We start from the raw sequence: 754 nt of genomic DNA, 5'->3' as shown, positions 1-754 counted from the left end.
GGCCCGGAGGCGTGGGGAGGTGGGGGTGTTGACTCAGATTTAAAGGACCCCCGGCATGTCATGTCCATAGCCCGCCGGTGAAGATCATGAGGGGCATGAGGCGAGAGAATGACCTGTCGTGGACACCACGCGACTGCCGTTCTTCGTCTACGGCACCCTGCGCCCCGGCGGCGTGAATCACGACGCCTTCCTGCGCGGGCGCACCGGCGCCGAGGAACCCGCCCGCCTGCACGGAGCGTTGCTCTACCCGGGCCCCGGCTACCCCTACGCCGTGGAGGCGCGCGGGGGGAGCGTGCGCGGGGAGGTCGTCACCGCGCTGCCCGGGGAGTACGAGGCGCTGCTCGCCGAACTGGACCGGCTGGAGGAGTACGTGCCGGGCGACCCGCGCAACCTCTACGACCGGGTGGCCAGGACCGTCGTACGGGACGCCGACGGGACGACCCTGCGGGCCTGGGTGTACGTCGCCGCCCTCGCGGTCGCGGTCCGCCTGCGGGCCACCGGCAGACCGATCGCGGACGGGAACTGGCCCGTGCGATGACCGCAGCGGGCCCCGCCGTCGCCTACCCCGCCACCTCCACCCGCACCGCGCACACCTTGAACTCCGGCATCCGCGAGGTCGGGTCGAGGGCCGGGTTGGTCAGCGTGTTGGCGCGGCCCTCGCCCGGCCAGTGGAAGGGCATGAACACCGTGTCCGGCCGGATGCCGGTGGTGATCCGGCCGGACACGGTGTTCATGCCCTTCCACTGGCCGGGCG

Annotated in this window: 2 protein-coding genes; one reads left to right on the top strand and one right to left on the bottom strand. The window is 72.4% G+C overall.

Annotated features, from left to right (window positions below):
- The first annotated feature begins 118 nt into the window (after window positions 1-118).
- Window positions 119-538, top strand: coding sequence for a gamma-glutamylcyclotransferase family protein (locus tag DMH12_RS38690; protein ID WP_125495875.1), 420 nt, complete (start codon window positions 119-121; stop codon window positions 536-538).
- A gap of 22 nt (window positions 539-560) precedes the next feature.
- Here the strand turns inward: DMH12_RS38690 and DMH12_RS38685 are convergent.
- Window positions 561-754 (bottom strand): molybdopterin dinucleotide binding domain-containing protein (locus DMH12_RS38685; protein ID WP_148107619.1); only part of this gene is annotated, 194 nt, incomplete at its 5' end.

Source organism: Streptomyces sp. WAC 04229, assembly GCF_003947455.1.
Taxonomy (GTDB): domain Bacteria; phylum Actinomycetota; class Actinomycetes; order Streptomycetales; family Streptomycetaceae; genus Streptomyces.
Note: the sequence above shows the minus strand (reverse complement) of the source record. Positions and strands in the feature narration are given on the sequence as shown.